The sequence below is a fragment of the Nocardia sp. NPDC004604 genome (assembly GCF_040609795.1).
GTDB lineage: Bacteria > Actinomycetota > Actinomycetes > Mycobacteriales > Mycobacteriaceae > Nocardia.
The window spans coordinates 1-15,100 of sequence record NZ_JBEXLC010000048.1 but is presented as its reverse complement, the minus strand read 5'-3'; the positions used below and the strand labels follow the sequence as shown (position 1 = coordinate 15,100).

Here is a 15,100-nt window from a genome sequence, read left to right as displayed (position 1 = left end):
CTGGTTCGCACCTTCCGGCGGTCGATCTCACTCGGCCGCGGTAAGCACTTGCGGTCCATCCTCGGTGATCGCGACCGTATGTTCGGAGTGCGCGGTCCGCGAACCGTCGGCTGAGCGAATGGTCCAGCCATCCGGATCTGTATAGATTCGGTCGGTCGTGCGGGCGAACCAGGGCTCGATGGCGATGGTCAAACCGGGTCGCAGCGGGAATCCGCGACCGGCGCGGCCCACATTGGACACATGCGGATCCTCATGCATCGTCCGCCCGAGCCCGTGCCCGCCGAATTCGGTGTTCACCGGATAGCCGTTCGCCCGCGCGACCTCCGCGATGGCGGCGGAGATATCGCCCATCCGGTTGCCGGGCAATGCCACCGTGATGGCGGCGGCCAGCGCATCCTCGGTCGCCTTGATCAGTCGCAGATCCTCCGCGTCGGCGGTGCCGACGACCATGCTGGTGGCCGAGTCGGCGACCCATCCGTCGATACCGAGTGCCAGGTCCATGGTCAGCAAATCCCCGTCGCGCAGCGCGTAATCGAACGGAAGTCCGTGCAGGACAGCGTCGTTCACCGAAAGGCAGATGGTGTTGCGGAACGGCCCGCGCCCGAAGGACGGCGCGTAGTCCCAGTAGCACGACACCGCACCGCGTTCGCGAATCCGTTCCCGCACATGGGCTTCCAGCTCCAGCAGGTTCACCCCGACTCGGGCCCGCTCGCGCACTTCCGCCAGGATCTGGGCGACGAAGCGCCCCGCCACCCGCATGCGTTCGATCTCTGCCGCCGACTTCAACTCCACCATGACCAACCTCCATCTCGGTATTTTTATACCGAGCATAGCGGCACTCGGTATAAAAATACCATTCACCCGCGTGACCAGGCGATGTGTTATGTTCGCGAACGCGAATGAGCACTGGTTTTTCGTTGTTCGCGGCCCATCCGCGGCATGTGTTCCACCGATCGACTGCCCGACAGCGAGCGTAGAGGAGCCACCCATGAGCGAGCACAGCGAGCGAACCAACAGCACCACCGCGCGTCGCAAGGCTCTAGCCCTCGCCATCGCACTGGCCCTCGTCCTCGTAGCCCCCGCTTGCCGCAGCGATTCCTCGACGACCCAGAACCAGTCGGGCGCCGCATCCGGGCCGGCCCGCAATCCCTACCTGGCCGCTGCTACCTACGGACTCACCCATATAGATCCCGGCCAGTCCGACACCTTCCCCTACCAAACGCCACAGGGCGAGTTCCATGTCGACCCGAAACAACAGGCGCGGGTCACCTCGGGACCGGTCAACATCATGACGCTCGCCGCCACCGAACCGGACTACATGTGGATCTCCTCCACCCAGGGCGTGGTCTACGTCCAGGTGGGCAATGGCATGTTCCGCGAGATCGCCCGCGCCGATGTGCCCGGTGTTAAGCCGATCGCACCGCAAGCCCTCGACCAGGTACTCAACCAGAACTTCACCGATATCGGCCAGGTGGAGACCGCCGTACACAACGACTGGGGCATCGACTGGACGCGACTCACCAATGGCGTCTACAGCCTGGTGGACAAGGACAATCGGGTCTATTACGTCACGCAGAACGCGGAGATCGTCGTCTTCGGCCTGACCAATGCGAACAATCCCCAAGCGGGCGTACGCATTCTGCGCACCCTCGACTTCAAACCGTGGCTCGGTACCGGCGCGGGACTCGGCGGCCTGCCCGAGTCCATCGTCGGACTGAATATGACCTACGACGGCAAGCTTGCGGTGCTCAGTACCCGCGGCCTGTCGATCATCGACCGGAGCCTGCAGGGTGAACCGCAGCAGGTCCACTTCGGCGTCGACGAGGTGGTCTCCAATGCGATGGCGGTGGACGAGAACGGCGGCATCTACGCCGCCTCCGACAAGATCATGCGCAAGGTCGTGTGGACCGGATCCAAACTGTCGGCCGACGCCACCGACGGCGCGTGGGCGGCGCCCTACGATTTCGGACGCCAGCCACCCGCGGTGAAATTCGGCATCGGCACCGGCTCCACCCCCACGCTCATGGGCTACGGCAAGGGCGACCGGCTCGTTGTCATTACCGACGGGGCCGATCGGATGAAGTTGGTCGCGTTCTGGCGCGACGCCATTCCCGAAGGATTCCAACCGAAGCCGGGCACCAAATCCAACCGGATCGCCGATCAGATCCAGGTCACGGCGGGGCTGAATCCGGAGCCCGAATTCATCCAGAGCGAGCAATCGGTCGTCGTGGACGGTTACGGCGCGTTCATGGTCAACAATGCCCGGCCCGAGGGTGCGCCGGACCGCCTCGTCGATGTGCTCGCCGGCGGGCCGGTCTTCGCGCCCCCATCGGGTATCGAACGGTTCGGATGGGATCCGGCCGACCACCACTGGACCTCGGTGTGGTCGCGCGGCGATGTGGTCGCCACCAGCATGGTGCCAACTGCGAGCACAAAATCCGGCGTCGTGTTCGTCAACGGCTACACCAAGGCCGACGGCTGGGAGGTGACCGGGCTGGACTGGCAGTCAGGAAAGACGGTGCACCGCACCATCTTCGGGCAGAGCAACCTCGGCAACGGCGCGTACGCGTTGGTCCAGTTCTTCCCGAACGGGGATCTGCTGTTCAACAGTGTCGGCGGGCCGTTCCGGGTGAAGTTCAACAGCTGAGCTTGCGTCAGGCGAGGCGGTCCGGGATGGGAGCGAGGGAGAAGTTGCTCCAGATGTAGGTGTCCATCTGGTGTTGGTCACCGCTGAGGTTGAACACCCGGTCGACCTTGCCGTCGATGTTGAAATGCCAGACCAGCGCCCACATGGTGTCGACTTTGCCGACACCCTCGGTGGACCAGCCACGGTGGATGTCGACCACGTATTCGTCGTTGGACTCGAGGAACAGCGGCTCGGCTTGGAACCCAGCCTTGGCCAGTTGAGTGAAGAAAGCGGCGACTTCCTCGACTCCGCGTTTGGTACCGGACAGCGGATGATGCCCGGGAATGGTCCACTCGATGTCGTCGGTGAGCACCTCCCGCATTCCATCGAGGTCGTAGGCGGCGTAGGCCGCGAAAAACTTGGTGATCGCCGCGACTTTATCTGCGCCGGTTGTCATGGTGACTCCTGTTGAGCTGCAATGGTTTACGCACCCAGAACATCGGGATACTGCCCGAGAACCGAAACCGGTCCGGGTGATATCCATGCCCGTGGTTCCGAGAGGGCAGGCTGTTGGCCATTGTTGTGTATATCAGTGCAAGAGCCAGGTGCCAAAGCTGCGGGCCAAGACGGCATGACGATCCACACCGTGGCCGCGACCGCGACGCTCAGCAAGATGACAGAGACAGGAACCCGGCCCGTCACCTGCACGGTTTCCAGACGTTCGACAAGGTCTGCGCGGCGCTTACACCCAGCCTCCGACGATGATCGGGATCCTATGCGCCCTGGCAGTGGTCACCGGTGGAGTGCCGTGACGACGTCGGCGCGCATTCGCGATTCGATGTGGCGAATCAATTTGGTCAGGTCGGCGCAATACACCGAGGGATTTCGGAAGCCGTCGCCCTCACGGTATCGCGAGACATAGTGACCACCGCCGCACACGGTGTGTATCGAGCAGGTGCGGCAGGTGTCGCTGAGCGCATCCACGCCGATCTGGCGCGCCACGATCTCGGGTTCCAGCATTGCCTGGTCGAGCGGATTGCGTTGGCCGGCAGGCAGTTTGGTCGCACCCGAGAACGTCGCCTTCAAGTCGTCGATCTGCGCTACACTGCCGTCGGTTTCGATCACCGCTATTCGGGTGGGACCGAGGCCCCATACCTCCGACTCCACGGTCCCGCCCAGCAGCAGGTCCATGATGTTCTCGAACATTCGGATCCGCGTGTCGAGTTGCGGCGCGCCGTACCAGCGGTCGAAGATCGTGATCAGCCAGTCCGCATACGGAGTGACTCCGGGATCGGCGGAAAACCCGGGGGGCGGCGTCGTCCAATTGCCCAGTGGAATCTCGAAATTGACTGCCGGGGGCTGAAACGCGAGCAATCCTTCATAGGCCTGCAAGGGGTCGTTTGCGAGGTCGATGACGCAGAGCAGACCGTTGAGCAGATGCCGCCGATCGCCGGCCGTCAATTTCTCGAGGGCGGCAGCGACCCGAGAGTAGCTCCCGGCGCCGCGGCGGTCCCGGCGGTGGCGGTCGTGACTGTGCTCATCACCGTCGAGACTGACGGTGATGCTGATGTCCCAGTCGTCGCAGATCCTCAGGAACTCGTCGTCGAGCAGCACGCCGTTGGTCTGCAGAGTGAGGGTGACAGCGGTAATCGGCTCCAGCGCCGCCCGCGCGTGCGATGCGAAATACTCGAGATTGGCATGACCCGCCATGAGCGGCTCGCCGCCGAAGAAGACGAGACTCACCGCGGGAGGGCCGAACCTGCGAACGTGATCGGTGATTGTTCGGAGGGCGTCGTCGAAAACCTCCCGGCGCATCGCCTTCGGCTGCTCCCGCCAACTCTGATCGGCCATTTCGTAGATGTAGCAGTAATCGCACGCCAGATTGCATCGGCTGTGAATCTTGAGGAGAAATTCCGTAAAGGGAAGGGGCTCGAATCCGTTGCGCTGCAATGCGGCCACGTCGAGTCCTGTTTCGGGCCATGACTTCCGCACTGCGGGCAGCCCAAGTGCCACCGATGTCGGTTCCATTGTGTGCTCTCGATTCCTGGTTTCAGATATCAGTGCGTGGGCGGTCGGACAACCACCGCACCAGCTCGACCACGTCGGTCTCGGTGCCGTCGGACAGCAGCCGCTGGTACAGGCGCGCCGCCACCTCGGCCCGATCGTTGAGAACGCCGAAGTCGTTGTCGGGGAACAGTTCCGGCAGGCTCAAGGCCAGACCGGCCCAGAGCTGCGGGAGCAGCGGGTCGACACGCAGCTCCAAGGCGTACAACTCGACGGCCTCGGCTGGCTCGCCGGCCAGGTATGCTCGAGTGCCGCGGGGCAGATCAGCGGGCGCGACGCTCGAAGCGGCGGTCGGATCGTGCATTCTCAGCCGCACCGGAATATGCAGATCGCGGTGGCGATCCGGGATCGTCTCCTGATCCACGTACCGTACGGACGGCAGTATCGCGGGAGGTGCCGCTCGCGCGACCCACAGCTCTGCCAGCTCGGCCAGCTCGGCGTCGTTGGATGTACGATTGCGCACCTGCCAAGAAGTGCGATGTGCTACCAGAATCTCGGCCACCGCGTCGCGCGCCTCCGCCGGCACGTCCTCGTCGGCCCACGGCCGGACGCCTGCGGTCAGCGCGCTCATGAACTCCTCGCCACGCTCGGTCAGCAGGCCCGAACCCGATGCCTCCACCATCGCGGTCGCCAGTTGTGTACGCCAGCGCTCGAATTCGATGTGCGCCCGCATCGATCGGTGGCAGTCGGCGTGCCGGTGTACCCGCCAGAAGTCGGTGACCCCGAAGAAGGCGTAGATCCCGTGCATCAGACCGAGGATCGGCCGTGGATCATCGCGCCACGGCGCGTAGAAGCGACACGTCGGGTCGGGATCCACTATCAGCACCTGATCGGCGAGCATGGCGAGTTTGCTGTGCTGGATCTCGTGGATCAGCGAGACCGCCATTTCACAAGAGTCCTTCGGGGCTGTGGTGTACACACAGCCGGTCCCGCTGAAGGCGGTGTGGCCGATGGTCGCCGCCACCGGTCGCGCGGTGAGCGGCGTCAGGAGCCGCAGGCAGGCACGCATCGGCGCCAGATAGCCGGGGAAGTCTCGTCGCAGCAGGTGCCAGGCCTGCGTGAAATCCTTTCGCCAAGTGCCGAATTCGTCGGTCGTGAGCCGCGGTGCCGTACCCGAGGGCAGGTCGCGGAACGGATCGAGATCATCGAGGACGACCTCCGGTTCGCCGTTCCCGCCGTGCAGCCGCCGCAGCGGCAGCCACGCCGGGTCGGACTCGTCCGCCGGCGACACCACCGAGATCGGAGCGCTGCCGTCAGCGACGATGTGTATCGAGCCATCCACCCAGGTCAGCTTGCAGTGGCCGTAGTCTCCCGCGGATCCAACCCGCGCCATCCCGATCCCGGGCAGCATAACTTCGCCATTGCGTACGACGACCCGCATCGATCCGCTGGGCAGATTCGTGACCACGGCGGCCGCCGCTAACCAGCCGAGGTAGCCGCAGTCGACCCACAACGGAGTTGGTTCCCGATCGTCCGAGGCGTTGCGCAGGCGCTGGAGCACGCGGCCGAGCCAAACCCCGGTGTGCGGGTAGACCAGCAGTGCCTCGACCGCGGCCGGATGTGACTCCTCCAGCTCGGTCAGGACCCGATAGGCATCGGAAAGGCCGGCGTCGTCGTCGATTTCCGGTTGGCGAGCGGTGACTTCGGTGATGAGCGCGCGTAGTAGTACGAGTCGTACGGTCAGCATGTCCGAAGTCATCCGGACGAGGGCTGACTCCGTGCCGTAACCAGTGAACAGCTCGGCCGCTGCATCGTCGATACCGATGGTCGGGGCGGACATGGTTGCACTCCTGTCGTCAGTGATCGGCGGCGGTGGCGAGGTCGGTGCGGACCCGTGCTCCGATGTGGTGGATCAGCTTGGTCAGGTCGGCGCAATACACGGAGGGATTGCGGAAGCCGTTATCGGCGCGATACCGGTGCACGTAATGCCCGCCGCCGCAGACGCTATGGACAGAGCATTCCCGACAGGTTTCACTCAGGGCGTCCGCGCCGATCTGACGAGCGACGATCGCGGGTTCCAGCAGTGCGAGGTCGAGCGGATTGCCTACGTTCGCGGTGCGCAACTTGGTGGCCCCCGCGAAGGCCGACTTCAACTCGTCGACCTGCTCCAGCGTGCCGTCGGTTTCGATCACGGCCAGCTGAATGGGGGCCAGCCCAAGTAATTCCGATGTCACGGAGCCGCCCAGCAGCAGGTCGATGATGTCATCGAAGATCCTGACCCGGGTCTCCAGCTCCGGCGCCCGGAACCAGCGATCGAACACCGGGATCAGCCAGTCGGCGTAGGGGGTAGCGGTTTGGTCGGCGGTCGACGCCGGTGGTGGCGTCATCCAATTGCCGTGCGGAAGTAGAAAATCGACCGCCGGGGGTCGAAAGGCCAGCAGCGCTTCGTAGGTCCGCACCGGGTCGTTGGCCACATCGATGGTGCAGAGCAGGCCGGCGAACAGGTGCCGGTTCTCGTCCGCCGTCAGTTGCGTGATCCCGGCCGCGACGCGCGTGTAGCTCCCGGCGCCCCGCCGATCCCGGCGATGCCTGTCGTTACCGCTCTCGTCGCCGTCGAGGCTGACTCCGACGCGAACATTCCAGCGCGCGCAGATGCGCAAGAACTCCGGGTCGAGCAGCGTGCCATTGGTCTGCACGCCCAGTTGCACCTCGGTGATCGGCTCCAGCGATTCGCGCGCCGACCGGGCGAAGTATTCGAGATCGCGATGTCCGACCAGCAGCGGTTCGCCACCGTGGAACACAAGATCCACCGCGGGCAGCTGGAAGCGGCGAGCATGATCGGCGATCATCCGGAGGGCCTCGTCGAAAACCCTGCGGCTCATGGTCTTCGGCTGATCGCGCCAGCTTTGATCGGCCATCTCGTAGACGTAGCAGTAGTCGCAAGCCAGGTTGCAACGGCTGTGGATCTTGACAACGAATTCCGTGAACGGCAGCGGCTCCCAGCCGCTGCGGCGCAGCCCGTCGACATCCAATCCATGTGCGGGCCAAGACGTTTGCACCACGGGAACGCCCAATGGCACCGGGCCGGACTCCATATTCGCTCCCTCGAGCTGCGGGAACAGCCACGGGCGAGCTGCTACCGAGTCGCCCGTGGCCGCGTGATCACTTGGTGGGGTTGATGAACGACTTGAACCCGCCGGGGGCCCTGTCCTGCGAACCCTTGGCGTAGCGCTCGAGGGCGGCTCGCATGGCCGGAGTGCAGTGCGTGGCCAACTCTTCCGTATTGAGTGCGGCGAGTTCATCGAGTCTTCCCATTTACGGGACCTCCTTTTCTGTATTCCCGTACCGGCACGGCAAATTGCCAGGCGTTGCAAGAATTGATCCGCTCGACAATGCCGACAAGCGAAACGGGATATCTACCAATGGGTGACCGGTTGTCCTCCCGAGAGGGATCTTAATCACATGAAACGTCGATCGCTCACATCTGTTCCCGTTACTGGGAAGGGCATCTCGCACTTCTACAACAGCTACATCGCAACCTTGACCGTCACGATCACACCCGCCGCGATGTCCAGTGCCTTCGCCACAAACCCGGCACGCCCGGTCCGTATCCGCCATATGCGTGGCACCCATCCTCGCCCATGCCGCGACCAACTGTTCATACGAAATACCCGAGTAAATCCCACCCACATCCTTGATTGCACCGGTCGCCGACCCATACCTCTCCCCCGCACCCGTCGCAACGCCCCGCACCTGCCCGAGCCAGTTCACGCACATGGTCTTCGTTGATATCCGGATGCGGCACGCCACAAATATTGAGGAAGAACGCAGCCTCACCCGGAATTTCTATTGCCGCAGCCGGATCCCCTCCCGTGGATCAGGACACCCGCTGCGGCGCCCGCGTTCGCCGATGCTCTCTCGAGAACTCCCAATTCCCAACCATGGGAGTTGGGAGTGCCAGGAATCCCGTTGTCTTGCAATAGACTTCAGCCAGCCGGGTCGACGACGTCGGCCGGCGAGGCGATCTCCCATGACTGTAGCCGGAATTGCCGGTCGATTACTCGACTGCGCGATCGGCAATTTCACTATCCGTCAATGTGAGTGAAAGAAGGAGGTATCTCATGGGAAATCTTGTCGAACTCGCCGGACAGGTGCGGCGCAGTTGCTGACCAACTCCGGCCCCGCTCTACGCGCCGCGGTCGAGCGTCATCTCATCCATGCCGATCAAGGCCACGGTGAATTCGATTCGTTCATCAACCCCGATAAGTAGTCCGGCGATATAGAAATTTGCCACGGGTGGCTTGGTGCAGCGCTACCCGTGGTCGTTCACACCGGTAGAGGGAGCAAGAGATAGCGCCGTTGCCTGTATCGATAAGACATTTCCGGGAGCAACCCTCTTGGCCCGCGGCGGGATTGGATGTCGACGAATTATGTCGCGGCGACTGGAAGCCGCTGCCCTTCGTCGAGTTCGTCGTCAAGATTCACAGTAGGTGCAATTCGGCTTGTGACTACTGCTATATCTACGAGATGGCCGACCAGAGTTGGCGTACGCAACCGAAGACGATGAGCCATCAGGTTTTCGACGACGCCCGCCGGATGATCGGCGAGCACGCGCGCCGATTCGCGCATCGGTATGAAGAAGTTGATCTACCACATCGAATCTCGTGTCCGTGCGGACATCGACTCTGCCATCAACCTAGCGACGGGACACCCACATGCCAACGACAGTCACCGGGATCGACGATGTCACGGCCAGTTTGAGTTCCGGCCACGGAACCGAGGCGGCCATCGCGACGCTGACCGAAGGCGCGCTACTGATGCGGCTGATCCTGCTGCGCAGGCTCATCGCCGAAACCGCGTCGCGCCCCGAAATCGCCGACGCCGCAGGGCTTTCCCTTGCCTACCAGACGCTGGCCGAACTGCAACGATCCCATCCGGCCGAGGTCGTGACGTTGTTGTCGTACCCACACGTCGGCCCGTGGCTCGCCCAGGTCCTGCAGCGCCTTCATGCCGAGCCCGACGACGCGCCGACCCCACTGTGGGCCGACTGTGGCTACCTGGGCTGGCTCGCCGCGGCAGGCGCCATCGCCTGTCTACCCGAAGGTTCCATCAACGTCGTAGTGCGGAACGGCGTGGTGATGTTGCCCGGGATCGGCAGGGCCGAGCTCGGCCCTGCCGCGGACAACGGGCACTGCGAACTGCACTGGACACGGGACGGCGCACTGCGCTTCACCCGGGGCACCAGCACAGTTCTCGTCCCGTCCCGGGATGACGAGTCCGATCCCGCCTGGCTGCCGCTGCGGCGATTGCGGGGGGCGGATGCGGAACGGGAGGTGTTCCTCGACGACCTGGACCCGTTCCGATACTTGCTGGACGGTCAGCAGCCACCCCGGCTCACGACCGCCCAAACCAGCACGTGGCAACAGGATTTCGCGGCGGCGTGGGAACTACTGCGCCGCGACTTCGACCGGTACCTCGTGCCGATGCGCAGTTGCCTGCAGTCTTTGGCGCCGTTGAGCGCACAACCACTCGCGGCGAGCACGAGCCACACCGCATTCAACGGAGTCGGCTGCGTCTACACCACGGCCCCCGCGGACCCATGCCAGCTGGCGCTCACGCTGATCCATGAGGTCCAGCACACGAAGTTCACGCTGCTGACCGATCAGATCGTGCTGTTCGATCCCGATCCGGTGTGCCGCTTCTACGCGCCGTGGCGCGACGACCCGCGTCCGATCATGGGCCTGCTGCACGGGATCTACGCGTTCTTCGGAGTCACCGACTTCTGGCGAATACATCGTCACGCCGACTGCCACCGATCGATGCAGGCGAACGTCGATTTCGAATTGTGGCGTCTGCAGGTGGAAGGTGCCGTGGCGCAGGTATCGACCTCGAGCCTGCTCACCGAGGCGGGTTCGCATTTCCTGAACGCGCTCAGTGCTGAAATGCGCCCCTGGGGCGAGGAGGACGTACCCACGGCGGTCAGGGTCGCTGCGTCCGAGGTGGCGATAGCGCATCGGACGTTCTGGCAGGTGCGGAACCTGAAACCGGACATCGGCGGCATCGCCGAGCTGGCCGCGTGCTGGATCGCGCAGGCGCCACGGCCCGACGGCCTGCCGCCCGCGGATCAGGTGGACCAGAGGGCCGTGCCGAACGACCATCGCCGCCTGCACCTTCCAGCGCAGCTGAAGCTGCTGGACCACGCCGCGGCCGAAGCTCTATCGATCCCCGAGCAGCCGCGCGGTGACCGGGCCTATCTGGCGGGTGACCTGGCTGCGGCGGTCGCACTGTACACCGAGGAGCTGCACATCGACCCGCTCCGGCCACAGTTGTGGGCGGGCTTGGCGCTGGCGTTGCCGAAGCTCCACCCGGACGATGACTTCAGTGTTCTCGATGACAGGGCCGAGGTCGCCGCCCACCTGTGCCAGGTACTGCTGGCGGATGCCGAAGGTGTCGAGATCGTGGATCTGGTGCGGTGGTTGTCGAGGAATCCGCGCACTCATGGGTAGATCGGGAATCCACACCAACCGGAACTTCCTGCTGCTGTGGTCCGGAAACGCGACATCGCTGGTGGGATTCCACGGCGTCCGAATCGCCTACCCGATGCTGGTTCTCGCGGTGACCGGCTCGCCCGCCGCGGCGGGATGGGTCGGTTTCGCGTTGAGCCTACCGAGTCTGATCTTCCAGATCGCGGCCGGCATCGTCGCGGACTATTCCAACCGGATTCGGACCCTGGTGATATGCCAGATCATCGGGTTGATCGCGGCCTGCGTGGCTGCCGGAGCGGTCGCTGCCCAGCTCCCGAGCCTCGCGCTGATAGTCGGTGTCACAGCGTTCATCGAGGGCAGTGTCTACGTCTTCGTCGGCCTCAGCGAGCTCGGCGCGATCCGCGACGTGGTGTCGCACGCACAGCGACCCGCCGCGTTCTCGTTCCTCGAGGCCGAGCAACCGATCGCCATCCTGGTCGGACGAGCAGCAGGTGCGGCGGTCTACGGCGTGGCCCGTTGGCTGCCGTTCATTGCCGACGCCGTGTCGTATCTTTACTGCCTCGTCGCACTGTTGCTGATCCGTCCGGACTCGCCAGCACCGCCGAAAGCCGCCGAGTCCGAGCGTCATTCGGTCCGGCGCACCATCACCGACGGCTTCCGTGTCGTATGGACCGAACCTTTCCTACGGATATCGACGGCAATGATCGGACTGTCGAATATCGTCATTCAGCTCGTCATGCTGCTGATACTGGTGGAACTGAGGAACGGCGACGGTCCCACGTGGACCGTCGGCGTGGTGCTCGGCGCCGCGGGCGTCGGCGGAGTACTCGGCGCCGCCGCGGCATCACGGCTCACCACTCGCTACTCTCCCCGGAATGTCTATCGGGGCGCGCTGTGGGCATGGACGGCGCTGCTCGTTCCAATGGCGTTCAGCGCCAATCCCTTTGTACTGGCCGTGTGTTGGTGTGGCGTCGGCGGCGTGGGGGTCGTCAGCAACGTCGCGTTGACGATATCCCGGCTCGATGTGATCCCCGAACAGACGTTAGGTCGCGCGGTCGCGACGATGGCACTGTTCTGCGACGGCGCGGTCGCGCTCGGCGCGCTCGGGGCGGGCTATCTGCTGTCCACAGTGGGCGCCGTCGCCACGCGATGGTTAGCACTCACGGCCATGTTCACACTCGCCGCATACGCAAGTACTCGCACTACCCGCTCTCGCGATCTACCGCTTGTGCTGACATCACCCGATTCCTGAAGCGAGAGCCTGCTCGTCCCAGCGGCGCAACCTCGGCAACGGCGCTACGCGTTGGTCCAGTTCTTCCCGAACGGGGATCTGCTGTTCAACAGTGTCGGCGGGCCGTTCCGGGTGAAGTTCAACAGCTGAGCTTGCGGTATTTAAATACCATCCATATTCTGGTCGGATGGTCCGACTTCCGCTGACACCCGCCCAGGTCGAGGCCGGTCGCCGCCTCGGCACCCGACTGCGGGCCGCGCGCGCCGATCGCGACCCGGCCCAGATCGCCCGGGCGGCGGGCATCTCGCCGGAGACACTGCGCAAGATCGAAACCGGACGGCTGCCGACACCCGCATTCGGCACGATCGTGTCGCTGGCCGCAGCCCTGGAGATTCCCTTGCAGGAACTCGCCGATACCTGGCGTTCGGCCGGACTCGCGGAATCGGCCTGATCTACTCGGGGGTGATCGCGATCCCGACGGAGCCGTCCGCACCCTTGAGCAGCTTGTGCAGCCGGATCAGCACGGTGCCGATGATCCCGTACTTGCGCGACACCAGATCGCGCACTCGCTGAGTGCCGGCCGCATCCAGGACCTCGGCCTTGCCCGCGAACTTCTCCTCGCTCTTCGGGCGGCCACGGCCATTGCATACCTGCACGGCCACCTCCGGATTGCGACGAATCCGCTTGACCTTCCAGGTCTTCGGGTTGGTCCACACCACGATCCGGTCGCCGTCCGGCGCCACCCACACCGGTGTGCCGACCGGTGTGCCGTCCTTTTTGTAGGTGGTCAGTAGGGCGAAAGTGCTCGTACTCAGCTCGTTCCAGGTCATACCGAAAACGGTAGGCCGCGGCGGTAGCTGCGACATCCGTCTGCGGGCAGAACGCGCCCGTACGCGTGCTGACGTACCACGACACAGGCGATGGGCGAGCCGCCGCCCGCCTTTTCACCCCTGCTAAGCCCCGATAGGCCCGGAAGAAGGTCCGCACGTCATCGAGCAACCTCTTGGATGCCACTCGTGAATCCGACCGCGATCACGCTGACGCCGAAAAATGCGCTCGCGCAACGATGCTCACACTGAGGTGGAAGCGGCATAATCAGCGGCTTTGCAGGACAGACCCCATCACGATAGGAAGATCGGTCGGTCGACCTCGGGGATCCAGCAGTCGGTCGCGATATCTCTGTTGTAACTACCGCGGAAGTGGGCGATGAGGGGTCCGAGGGCGGGGTGCATGTTGGTGGTTTCCCACAGTAGGGCGTGGGGGTAAGCGGGGGTGGGGGCGGCGATAGGGAGTCGGCGGATGTTCGGGTTCCAGGGGGTGAGGAAGCCGTCTCCGCTGAATGTCGCCAAAGTGGCGGAGCTGGCGATGCGGTCCAGCACGGATTCGAAGCCGGACGGGCTGTTGCCGTTGGCGCTGGGTTTCGCGTCGGGGTCCGGGTCGAGGTCCGTGATGATGGCAATCCCACTGAACTCGCTCAACTCTCGGTAGAAGTCGGCCCACTCAGAGGGCACCGAAGCGCCGGGCACCCAGACCGGATAGGGCACGATGTCGGCGAGTGTCACCGCCGAATGGCCGACCAGCGGATGGTCCTTGCCGACCAGTATGTGCAAAGGCTCTACATATGCCGGGAGGACACCGATGCCGGGCGGCAAGGGCTGCGGCCCACCGTTCGGCCGAGCGAACGCCCCGTCAGCGCGCCCACACACCAGGGCGTCCCGCGAGGTATTGAACGCATTGGACACCACGATCTCGACATTCGATTCGGGGTGGCGATCTAGGTAGTACTGGATCGACCGCGAGGTCACCTGCCGCTCACCGAGGATCGCGACACGCAACGGCCGCTGCTCCGACCGCAACGAGGCAATCGTCTCGTCCGCGGCCACCAGCAGCGACCTGGCAAACGGCAACATGGTCAACCCCGCAGCGGTCACCTTGCCCGACCGGCCTCGGTCGAACAGCCGCACCCCGAGCTGGCTCTCCAGCTTGGCGATTCGCTTGGACACCGCCTGCTGGGTGATCCCGAGCATCGTCGCCGCATGACTGAACTGCCCCTCGTCGGCGGCGGTGACAAACGTCCGCACGGCCGCCAGATCGAGATCCGCCACGACACCTCCATCTACACCGATCGGTTGCGTATCGTAGCGTTTCAATTGTCCGGCCACCAAGCGATCACCTGGTGATCTGCCCGCCAAATCCCTTGCGGTCATGCCGTTTTGCACAACCGCATGGCAGGTGAACCCCGGACGGAGTCAGTAGACGCCCTCGATCACCGCTTCGCCACCGAAGGTCTCGACCGGCGCGGGCGAGGACACCGAATCGCCGATCTGGCCCGCCAGTCCACGTACGCGGATCACCGTGTCACGCTCGAGGTTGTTGGGCAGGAACATGCCCTTGCTGACATGGTTCATGACGATCTGCCCGCGTTCGCCGTACTCGACCGGCAGGCCCGTCGCCGGATCGATCACGCGGAAGGTCACCACGGGGCTGCGCGGGTCGTAGACGAGATCTTCGTCGGGGCTCAGTCCGGGACGTTCCGCCGCGCTTTCCAGAATCATCAGGCTGCCGTACCTGCTGATCATCCGAACGTCCGGAAAGAACTTGTGGCGCAGGATGAAACGCTCGTCCACGGTCATGTGCGCGCCGCCCCAGAAGATCAAGTCGACGTTGGTGTTGATGAGTTCGGTCAGTCGTGGGCGGCGAAGACGACATGCGCTCCGGTACGCGCGGACCAGTAGATCGCGCCACCGGGGAACA

Annotated in this window: 13 protein-coding genes and 1 pseudogene; 4 read left to right on the top strand and 10 right to left on the bottom strand. The window is 64.3% G+C overall.

Annotated elements, in window-relative coordinates:
- Positions 1 to 27: 27 nt before the first annotated feature.
- Positions 28 to 795, bottom strand: coding sequence for a type I methionyl aminopeptidase (gene map / locus ABZW16_RS18945; protein WP_354957212.1), 768 nt, complete (start codon positions 793 to 795; stop codon positions 28 to 30).
- 193 nt (positions 796 to 988) lie between these two features.
- On the opposite strand from map, the gene ABZW16_RS18940 reads away from it, so the two are divergent.
- On the top strand, positions 989 to 2,647 hold the full coding sequence (locus tag ABZW16_RS18940; protein WP_354957211.1) for a hypothetical protein: 1,659 nt from the start codon (positions 989 to 991) through the stop codon (positions 2,645 to 2,647).
- A gap of 7 nt (positions 2,648 to 2,654) precedes the next feature.
- Here ABZW16_RS18940 and ABZW16_RS18935 read toward each other — a convergent pair whose 3' ends face one another.
- The 5 genes from ABZW16_RS18935 to ABZW16_RS18915 all read right to left on the bottom strand — a co-directional run bounded on the left by ABZW16_RS18935 (position 2,655) and on the right by ABZW16_RS18915 (position 7,945).
- Positions 2,655 to 3,083, bottom strand: a complete 429-nt coding sequence (locus ABZW16_RS18935; protein WP_354957210.1) for a nuclear transport factor 2 family protein — start codon at positions 3,081 to 3,083, stop codon at positions 2,655 to 2,657.
- A 335-nt stretch (positions 3,084 to 3,418) separates the two neighbouring features.
- The gene (locus ABZW16_RS18930) at positions 3,419 to 4,618 is read right to left on the bottom strand and encodes an FxsB family cyclophane-forming radical SAM/SPASM peptide maturase (protein ID WP_354957209.1); all 1,200 of its coding nucleotides are present in this window, start codon (positions 4,616 to 4,618) and stop codon (positions 3,419 to 3,421) included.
- A gap of 58 nt (positions 4,619 to 4,676) precedes the next feature.
- Positions 4,677 to 6,470, bottom strand: coding sequence for an HEXXH motif domain-containing protein (locus ABZW16_RS18925; protein ID WP_354957208.1), 1,794 nt, complete (start codon positions 6,468 to 6,470; stop codon positions 4,677 to 4,679).
- Between the two features lie 16 nt (positions 6,471 to 6,486).
- On the bottom strand, positions 6,487 to 7,725 hold the full coding sequence (locus ABZW16_RS18920; protein WP_354957207.1) for an FxsB family cyclophane-forming radical SAM/SPASM peptide maturase: 1,239 nt from the start codon (positions 7,723 to 7,725) through the stop codon (positions 6,487 to 6,489).
- A 67-nt stretch (positions 7,726 to 7,792) separates the two neighbouring features.
- A complete protein-coding gene (locus tag ABZW16_RS18915) occupies positions 7,793 to 7,945 on the bottom strand; it encodes a hypothetical protein (RefSeq protein WP_354957206.1) in 153 nt (50 codons plus the stop codon).
- A gap of 1,400 nt (positions 7,946 to 9,345) precedes the next feature.
- Here ABZW16_RS18915 and ABZW16_RS18910 point away from each other — a divergent pair.
- The 3 genes from ABZW16_RS18910 (at position 9,346) to ABZW16_RS18900 (ending at position 12,797) form a co-directional block, all read left to right on the top strand.
- A complete protein-coding gene (locus ABZW16_RS18910; RefSeq protein WP_354957205.1) occupies positions 9,346 to 11,136 on the top strand; it encodes an HEXXH motif domain-containing protein in 1,791 nt (596 codons plus the stop codon).
- Entirely contained in the window at positions 11,129 to 12,367 is a 1,239-nt protein-coding gene (locus tag ABZW16_RS18905; protein WP_354957204.1) for an MFS transporter, read from the top strand. Before ABZW16_RS18910 ends, ABZW16_RS18905 begins: the two co-directional genes overlap by 8 nt.
- A 166-nt stretch (positions 12,368 to 12,533) precedes the next feature.
- Positions 12,534 to 12,797, top strand: a complete 264-nt coding sequence (locus ABZW16_RS18900; RefSeq protein WP_354957203.1) for a helix-turn-helix transcriptional regulator — start codon at positions 12,534 to 12,536, stop codon at positions 12,795 to 12,797.
- A gap of 1 nt (position 12,798) precedes the next feature.
- On the opposite strand, the gene ABZW16_RS18895 is transcribed toward ABZW16_RS18900, so the two are convergent.
- The 4 genes and pseudogenes from ABZW16_RS18895 to ABZW16_RS18880 form a co-directional block, all read right to left on the bottom strand.
- Positions 12,799 to 13,176 carry a PPOX class F420-dependent oxidoreductase gene (locus ABZW16_RS18895; protein ID WP_354957202.1) on the bottom strand — a complete coding sequence of 126 codons (378 nt, stop codon included), beginning with the start codon at positions 13,174 to 13,176 and terminating at the stop codon, positions 12,799 to 12,801.
- 291 nt (positions 13,177 to 13,467) lie between these two features.
- Positions 13,468 to 14,451 (bottom strand): LysR family transcriptional regulator, encoded by a 984-nt coding sequence (locus ABZW16_RS18890; RefSeq protein WP_354957201.1) that lies wholly within the window; start codon positions 14,449 to 14,451, stop codon positions 13,468 to 13,470.
- Positions 14,452 to 14,595: 144 nt separating this feature from the next.
- Positions 14,596 to 14,988: pseudogene (locus ABZW16_RS18885) on the bottom strand (phenazine antibiotic biosynthesis protein); the annotation flags it as partial.
- Between the two features lie 41 nt (positions 14,989 to 15,029).
- Positions 15,030 to 15,083: a hypothetical protein gene (locus ABZW16_RS18880; RefSeq protein WP_354957243.1), complete on the bottom strand. Its 54-nt coding sequence runs from the start codon at positions 15,081 to 15,083 to the stop codon at positions 15,030 to 15,032.
- Positions 15,084 to 15,100 lie beyond the last annotated feature (17 nt).